16 protein-coding genes and 1 pseudogene are annotated in these 7383 nt (G+C 37.7%); all 17 read left to right on the top strand.

What is annotated here, in order from left to right; genetic code table 11:
- A partial coding sequence (locus R3333_RS10920; RefSeq protein WP_318958816.1) for an uL14 family ribosomal protein occupies nt 1-143 on the top strand: 143 nt, incomplete at its 5' end.
- A 12-nt stretch (nt 144-155) separates the two neighbouring features.
- Entirely contained in the window at nt 156-467 is a 312-nt protein-coding gene (gene rplX, locus R3333_RS10915; protein WP_037319242.1) for a 50S ribosomal protein L24, read from the top strand.
- A gap of 2 nt (nt 468-469) precedes the next feature.
- Nucleotides 470-1021 carry a 50S ribosomal protein L5 gene (gene rplE, locus R3333_RS10910; protein ID WP_057482227.1) on the top strand — a complete coding sequence of 184 codons (552 nt, stop codon included), beginning with the start codon at nt 470-472 and terminating at the stop codon, nt 1019-1021.
- 2 nt (nt 1022-1023) lie between these two features.
- Nucleotides 1024-1293, top strand: coding sequence for a 30S ribosomal protein S14 (gene rpsN / locus R3333_RS10905; RefSeq protein ID WP_057482226.1), 270 nt, complete (start codon nt 1024-1026; stop codon nt 1291-1293).
- 66 nt (nt 1294-1359) lie between these two features.
- Nucleotides 1360-1758, top strand: coding sequence for a 30S ribosomal protein S8 (rpsH, locus tag R3333_RS10900; RefSeq protein WP_070053713.1), 399 nt, complete (start codon nt 1360-1362; stop codon nt 1756-1758).
- A 19-nt stretch (nt 1759-1777) separates the two neighbouring features.
- Nucleotides 1778-2320: a 50S ribosomal protein L6 gene (rplF, locus tag R3333_RS10895; protein ID WP_057482224.1), complete on the top strand. Its 543-nt coding sequence runs from the start codon at nt 1778-1780 to the stop codon at nt 2318-2320.
- Between the two features lie 12 nt (nt 2321-2332).
- Nucleotides 2333-2686, top strand: coding sequence for a 50S ribosomal protein L18 (gene rplR, locus R3333_RS10890; protein ID WP_057482223.1), 354 nt, complete (start codon nt 2333-2335; stop codon nt 2684-2686).
- Between the two features lie 6 nt (nt 2687-2692).
- Entirely contained in the window at nt 2693-3217 is a 525-nt protein-coding gene (rpsE, locus tag R3333_RS10885; protein WP_037319256.1) for a 30S ribosomal protein S5, read from the top strand.
- A 13-nt stretch (nt 3218-3230) separates the two neighbouring features.
- The gene (rpmD, locus tag R3333_RS10880) at nt 3231-3413 is read left to right on the top strand and encodes a 50S ribosomal protein L30 (protein ID WP_037319259.1); all 183 of its coding nucleotides are present in this window, start codon (nt 3231-3233) and stop codon (nt 3411-3413) included.
- A gap of 9 nt (nt 3414-3422) precedes the next feature.
- Nucleotides 3423-3875, top strand: a complete 453-nt coding sequence (gene rplO / locus R3333_RS10875; protein WP_225573163.1) for a 50S ribosomal protein L15 — start codon at nt 3423-3425, stop codon at nt 3873-3875.
- An 11-nt stretch (nt 3876-3886) separates the two neighbouring features.
- Complete coding sequence (gene secY, locus R3333_RS10870) at nt 3887-5224, top strand: preprotein translocase subunit SecY (RefSeq protein ID WP_057482221.1); 1338 nt, start codon at nt 3887-3889, stop codon at nt 5222-5224.
- 2 nt (nt 5225-5226) lie between these two features.
- Complete coding sequence (gene infA / locus R3333_RS10865; RefSeq protein WP_013073244.1) at nt 5227-5442, top strand: translation initiation factor IF-1; 216 nt, start codon at nt 5227-5229, stop codon at nt 5440-5442.
- A 118-nt stretch (nt 5443-5560) separates the two neighbouring features.
- The gene (gene ykgO / locus R3333_RS10860) at nt 5561-5677 is read left to right on the top strand and encodes a type B 50S ribosomal protein L36 (RefSeq protein WP_013305171.1); all 117 of its coding nucleotides are present in this window, start codon (nt 5561-5563) and stop codon (nt 5675-5677) included.
- Between the two features lie 2 nt (nt 5678-5679).
- On the top strand, nt 5680-6054 hold the full coding sequence (gene rpsM, locus R3333_RS10855; RefSeq protein ID WP_057482220.1) for a 30S ribosomal protein S13: 375 nt from the start codon (nt 5680-5682) through the stop codon (nt 6052-6054).
- 8 nt (nt 6055-6062) lie between these two features.
- Nucleotides 6063-6449, top strand: coding sequence for a 30S ribosomal protein S11 (gene rpsK, locus R3333_RS10850; protein WP_037319270.1), 387 nt, complete (start codon nt 6063-6065; stop codon nt 6447-6449).
- Between the two features lie 89 nt (nt 6450-6538).
- Nucleotides 6539-7144: a 30S ribosomal protein S4 gene (rpsD, locus tag R3333_RS10845; RefSeq protein WP_318958815.1), complete on the top strand. Its 606-nt coding sequence runs from the start codon at nt 6539-6541 to the stop codon at nt 7142-7144.
- A gap of 20 nt (nt 7145-7164) precedes the next feature.
- Nucleotides 7165-7383, top strand: a pseudogene (locus R3333_RS10840) (DNA-directed RNA polymerase subunit alpha); the annotation flags it as partial.

The following is a 7383-nucleotide window of genomic DNA, read 5'->3' as shown; positions in this document are numbered from 1 at the left end:
ATATCCGTTTTGATGATAATGCTTGTGTATTGCTAAACCCTACTGGAGAAATGCGCGGAACTCGTGTATTTGGACCGGTTGCGAGAGAACTTCGTGATAAGCAATTCATGAAAATTGTATCATTGGCACCAGAAGTGCTTTAATACATTAAAAAGATGAGAAAGCTTAAGATAAAATCTGGAGATACTGTTAGAGTTATTGCTGGAGACCACAAAGGTCAGGAAGGCAAAGTTCAAAAAGTACTCATAGAAAAGAATAAAGCCATCGTGGAAGGTGTGAACACTATCTCAAAACATGAGAAGCCAAGTGCATCTAACCCACAAGGTGGTATTGTAAAGAAAGAAGCTCCTATTCATATTTCTAACCTTTCTTTGTTAGACAAAGATGGTAATACTACCAGAGTTGGATATAAAGAAGAGGATGGAAAGAAAGTAAGATTTTCCAAAAAATCTAATGAAGTAATTTAGTTATGGCATACGTACCAAGACTTAGAGCAGAATATGCAGAGCGAATTAAGCCTGCATTAAAAGAAGAATTTAGCTATGCTAACGTAATGGAGATCCCAAAACTTGAAAAAATAGTTTTGAGCCGTGGCGTTGGTGCAGCTGTAGCAGATAAAAAGCTAATTGACCATGCTGTAGATGAACTTACAACAATTACAGGTCAAAAAGCGGTGCAAACCATTTCTAAAAAGGATGTTGCTTCATTCAAGCTTCGTAAAGGAATGCCAATTGGGGCAAAAGTTACTTTGCGAGGATATAGAATGTACGAATTTCTAGATCGTTTAATCACATCAGCACTTCCACGTGTTCGTGATTTTAACGGGATTAAAGCTAATGGTTTTGATGGTAGAGGAAATTACAATTTAGGTGTTACTGAACAAATCATCTTTCCAGAGATCGATATTGATAAAGTAAACCGTATCAATGGTATGGATATTACCTTTGTAACCACTGCCAAAACCGATAAGGAAGCTAAATCATTGTTAACCGAACTAGGATTACCTTTTAAAAAGAATTAATTATGGCTAAAGAATCAATGAAAGCCCGTGAGGTGAAGAGACAAAAAATGGTAAAGAAGTATGCTGAAAAACGTGAAGCTTTGAAAGAAGCTGGCGATTGGGAAGCACTACAAAAATTACCAAAAAATTCTTCTCCTGTACGTTTGCATAACCGTTGTAAACTAACTGGTAGGCCAAAAGGATACATGAGACAGTTTGGTCTTTCTCGTGTAATGTTTAGAGAAATGGCTAACAAAGGATTAATTCCTGGAGTTAGAAAAGCTAGTTGGTAAAATTATAAATTGGTTGCAGGTTCTACCGATAGTCGGTTAGAAAACCACATCCGCAAATTATTATAGATGAATACAGATCCTATTGCAGATTATTTGACAAGAGTTAGGAACGCTGTGGCCGCAAACCACAGGGTGGTAGAGATACCAGCTTCTAACCTTAAAAGGGAGATAACAAAAATATTATTCGATCAGGGATATATTCTTAGTTACAAGTTTGATGATGCTACTGCTCAGGGGACAATTAAAATTGCCCTTAAGTATGATAAAATCACTAAAGAACCTGTAATTAAAGATATTCAAAGAATAAGTAAACCTGGTTTACGTAAGTATGCCGGCGCTAATGAATTGCCACGTATCCTTAATGGTCTTGGTATCGCTATAGTTTCTACTTCTCACGGTGTAATGACCGGGAAGCAAGCTAAAGCCGAGAAAGTTGGTGGTGAAGTATTGTGTTACGTTTACTAATACTTAAAAGACTAAAGAAATGTCAAGAATAGGTAAAAGCCCAATTACAATTCCTGAAGGTGTAACTGTAGACCTTAAAGGTAATATTGTAACGGTAAAAGGAAAATTAGGAGAACTTAAGCAGGAAGTTAGCGACATTGATGTGAAAATTGAAGATGGCGTAATTACTTTTGAACGTTCTTCAGAGAAAAGTGATCAAAAAGCAAAACACGGTTTATACCGTGCTTTGATAAACAATATGATTGAAGGAGTTTCTAACGGATACACTAAATCATTGGAACTGGTAGGAGTTGGATATAGAGCAACTAACCAGGGACAAAAATTAGATTTGGCCGTTGGGTTTTCCCATAATATTGTAATAGATTTGGCACCGGAAGTTCAGGTGGAAACAATTTCAGAAAAAGGTAAGAATCCTGTTGTGAAATTGACTTCTTATGACAAGCAACTTGTGGGCCAAATAGCTGCTAAAATACGTTCCTTCAGAGCTCCAGAGCCTTACAAAGGAAAAGGTATTAAGTATGTTGGAGAACAATTACGTAGAAAAGCAGGTAAATCAGCTTAATAAAGTTTAGATATGGCAGTTTCAAAACAAGATAGACGAAATAAGATAAGAAAGCGTGTTCGTAAGTCAATTACGGGTACCGCTAGCCGTCCAAGATTATCTGTATTTAGAAGTAATAAAGAAATTTATGCTCAAATTATAGATGATGTAGAAGGAAAAACCCTGGCTGCAGCCTCTTCGAGAGATAAAGGTGTAACAGCAGAAGGAAATAAATCCAAGCAAGCAGAATTGGTTGGTAAAGCCCTTGCTGAAAAAGCTTTAAAGGCCGGTGTAGAAACTATTTCTTTTGATAGAAGTGGTTACCTGTATCACGGAAGAGTTAAATCATTAGCAGAAGGTGCTCGAGAAGGAGGACTAAAATTCTAGAAAATTATGTATCAAGATTATAAAAACGTAGAACATGTAAAACCGGGCGGACTTGAATTAAAAGACCGTTTGGTAGGAGTACAGCGTGTGACCAAAGTAACCAAAGGTGGTAGAGCTTTTGGATTTTCTGCTATCGTAGTAGTAGGAGATGAGAATGGTGTTGTAGGGCAAGGTTTAGGGAAATCTAAAGAAGTTGCTGACGCTATCTCTAAAGCTGTGGAAGATGCAAAAAAGAATTTAGTGCGTATTCCTTTGCATAAAGGAAGCCTTCCTCACGAACAGAAAGGTAAGTATGGTGGTGCAAGAGTTCTTTTGCTACCTGCTGCAACTGGTACCGGGATTATTGCCGGTGGTGCAATTCGTGCCGTACTGGAATCTGTTGGTGTACACGACGTACTTTCTAAAAACCAGGGGTCTTCAAACCCACACAACGTAGTGAAAGCTACTTTTGATGCACTACTTCAATTAAGAAGTGCTGATACTGTTGCTAAACAACGTGGTATTTCATTAGAAAAGGTTTTTAAAGGATAAATCAAGGAGAACGATGGGAAAGATAAAAGTTACAAAAGTAAAAAGTGCTATTAACCGATCTAAAAACCAGAAATTGGTTTTAGAGTCTCTTGGTCTTAAGAAAATTGGCCAGACGGTAGAGCATAACGATACGCCAAACATCCTTGGTATGGTAAATAAAGTTAAACATTTAGTTTCTGTAGAAGAAACAAAATAATAAATTCACATGGAATTAAATAACTTAAAACCTGCAAAAGGTTCAGTTAAGAGTAACAACAAGCGTGTTGGCCGTGGAGAAGGATCAGGAAAAGGTGGTACTGCCACTCGTGGTCACAAAGGGGCTAAGTCTCGTTCTGGTTACTCCAAGAAGATAGGTTTTGAAGGTGGGCAGATGCCACTTCAACGCCGTGTTCCAAAATTTGGTTTCACTAACAGAAATCGTGTAGCTTATCAAGGTGTAAATCTTGATACTTTGCAACGTTTGGTTGATGAAGGTAAAATTAAAGATACTGTAGATGTTGATACTTTGATCGCTAATGGTCTTGTAAGTAAAAACGAACCAGTTAAGATATTAGGTAGAGGTGAATTAAAGGCAAAGTTGAAAATATCTGTTCATAAATTTACTGCCTCAGCAAAAGAAGCTATAGAAGCTGCTGGAGGTGAAGTTGTTACTTTATAATAGATAGCCAAATGAAATTCATCAATACTATTAAAAATATTTGGAAGATCGAGGAACTAAAAAATAGAATTTTAGTTACCCTCGGTCTATTGTTGGTCTATCGTTTTGGAGCGCAAGTTGTGCTTCCCGGAATAGATGCCTCGCAATTAACTAATCTTGCTAGTCAAACCGATGGTGGCCTTTTAGGCCTCCTAAATGCATTTACAGGAGGAGCTTTTTCTAATGCTTCTGTTTTTGCATTGGGAATTATGCCATATATCTCGGCTTCGATTGTGGTGCAGCTTATGGGTATTGCGATACCTTACCTGCAAAAACTTCAAAAAGAAGGAGAGAGCGGTAGGCGTAAGATCAATCAAATCACTCGTTGGTTAACAATTGCAATTACCCTGGTGCAGGGACCTGGTTATATCTATAACCTTTTTGCTACACTTCCGCAGCAAGCCTTTTTATTAGGTGACACTGTGACATTTGTGGCTTCAGCAGTGGTTATCCTTACTACAGGAACCATTTTTGCAATGTGGCTGGGTGAAAAGATAACCGATAAAGGTATTGGTAATGGTATTTCGCTATTAATTATGGTTGGTATTATTGCTACCTTGCCACAGGCATTTATTCAGGAATTTGCTTCCAGAGTATTTGAATCTAATGGAGGCCTTATTATGATTCTTATTGAATTGGTAATTTGGTTCGCTATTATTCTTGCTTCGGTAATGTTGGTTATGGCCGTGCGTCAAATCCCGGTGCAATATGCCAGAAGAACCGCCTCTGGGGGTTACGAGAAAAACGTATTTGGATCTAGACAGTACATTCCACTTAAGCTTAATGCTTCAGGTGTAATGCCAATTATATTTGCTCAAGCTATTATGTTTATCCCGGCTGCTGTGGCAGGATTATCAGATTCTGATGCTGCACAAGGGGTTACCGCGGCTTTTAGCGATATATTCGGATTTTGGTATAATGTAGTATTTGCACTTTTAATTATTGTGTTTACCTACTTCTATACCGCGATTACTGTACCTACCAACAAAATGGCTGATGATCTAAAACGAAGTGGAGGATTTATTCCAGGCATTCGTCCCGGAACTGAAACCGCTGAGTTTTTAGATAGAATTATGTCTCAAATTACCTTGCCAGGATCTATTTTCCTTGCACTTATTGCTGTGTTCCCAGCGATTGTGGTGCAACTCTTAGGTGTGCAACAAGGATGGGCATTGTTTTTTGGAGGAACCTCGCTTTTAATTATGGTTGGAGTTGCAATAGATACTATGCAACAAGTAAACTCTTACTTGCTGAATAGACATTACGACGGATTAATGAAAACAGGTAAAAACAGAAAAGCAGTAGCTTAATTATGGCAAAACAACCGGCAATAGAACAAGACGGAACAATTATAGAAGCATTATCTAATGCAATGTTCCGTGTAGAATTGGAAAATGGTCACGTTGTGACAGCTCACATCTCTGGGAAAATGCGTATGCACTACATTAAATTGTTGCCTGGAGATAAAGTAAAACTGGAAATGAGCCCTTACGATCTAAGTAAGGCTCGTATAACATACAGATACTAAAAGTAATTTGAGCTATTTGTAAAATTTTCAGTACTTTTGCAACCTGAAAAATTTATGAATGCTGAAATCCTGATTTTGAGCATATTTCAAGATCAGTGAATTGTAAAAAACTAAAGAGATGAAAGTTAGAGCATCAGTAAAGAAAAGAAGTGCCGACTGTAAGATAGTTCGCAGAAAAGGGCGCCTTTACGTAATTAACAAAAAGAATCCTAGATTTAAACAAAGACAAGGCTAATTATGGCAAGAATTGCAGGGGTAGATATACCTAAACAAAAGCGAGGAGTTATAGCATTGACCTATATCTTCGGAATTGGTAAAAGCAGGGCTCAAAAGATCCTTAGCCAGGCCAAAGTAGATGAAAGCAAAAAAGTTTCAGATTGGGACGATGAAGAAATTGGTCGTATTCGTGAAGCTGTTGGTGAATTTACAATCGAAGGAGAATTACGTACAGAAGTTCAAATGAGTATTAAGCGTCTAATGGATATTGGATGCTATAGAGGTATTCGTCACAGAAGTGGTTTACCACTTAGAGGGCAGAGAACCAAAAATAACTCAAGAACCAGAAAAGGTAGAAGAAAAACAGTTGCTAACAAGAAGAAAGCGACTAAATAGTAATTAATATGGCAAAGAAGACAGTTCAAAAAAAGCGTAAAGTAACCGTTGAGTCCGTAGGGCAAGCGCACGTTACGGCTTCTTTCAATAACATTATTGTTTCCCTTACTAATAAAAAGGGTGACGTTATTGCTTGGTCATCTGCAGGAAAAATGGGTTTTAGAGGTTCTAAAAAGAATACTCCTTATGCTGCCCAGTTAGCTGCAGAAGACGCGTCTAAAGTAGCTCACGAAGCTGGTTTGCGCAAAGTTAAAGTTTACGTTAAAGGGCCGGGGAATGGTAGAGAATCTGCTATTCGTTCGCTTCATAACAACGGGATTGAAGTAACTGAAATTATTGATGTTACTCCACTACCACACAACGGATGTCGTCCTCCTAAGAGACGTAGAGTTTAATAATAAGTATAAATAAATAAGAGAGGAGTTAAGATTATCGAAGGACAGAGACCTTAATTCATAATCCCTTTCTTCTAAATTCAAAGTTAATGGCAAGATATACTGGTCCAAAGACTAAAATAGCCCGAAAGTTCGGAGAAGCTATTTTTGGAGACGATAAGTCTTTCGAAAAAAGAAATTATCCTCCGGGACAACACGGTAACAACCGTCGTCGCGGTAAAAAATCTGAATATGCTATCCAGTTAATGGAAAAGCAAAAAGCAAAGTATACTTACGGTATCCTTGAGCGTCAGTTTAGTAATATGTTTAAAAAAGCTACTAGAGCGCAGGGGATTACTGGTGAGGTTTTACTTCAACTTTGTGAATCACGTCTTGATAACGTAGTATTTAGAATGGGTATTGCCCCTTCTAGAAGAGCAGCAAGACAATTTGTATCTCACAGACACATTACGGTAAACGGAGATTTGGTAAACATACCTTCTTACCAATTGAAAGCGGGTGATGTTGTAGGTGTTCGTGAAAAATCAAAATCTTTACAGGCTATCCAGGATTCACTAGCTAATTCTAGCAGTGTATACGAATGGATTACCTGGAATAACGAAACAAAACAAGGTACTTTTGTTTCAGTACCCGGACGTATTCAGATTCCGGAAAACATAAATGAACAATTCATCGTCGAATTATATTCGAAATAATAATTCACAGAAGTCGTAATATGGCAATACTAAATTTTCAGAAGCCCGATAAAGTTATAATGATTGATTCAACCGATTTCGAAGGGAAATTTGAATTTCGCCCTTTGGAACCTGGATATGGATTAACCGTTGGTAACGCTTTAAGAAGAGTGCTTTTATCTTCATTAGAAGGTTATGCAATCACTTCTATTCGTATAGAAGGCGTAGATCACGAATTCTCCGCTATTCCTGGAGTCGTT

Source organism: Lishizhenia sp. (assembly GCF_033720595.1).
GTDB lineage: Bacteria > Bacteroidota > Bacteroidia > Flavobacteriales_D > Crocinitomicaceae > Lishizhenia.
The sequence above is the reverse complement of the archived record's forward strand: the minus strand, read 5'-3'. Positions and strand labels throughout refer to the sequence as shown.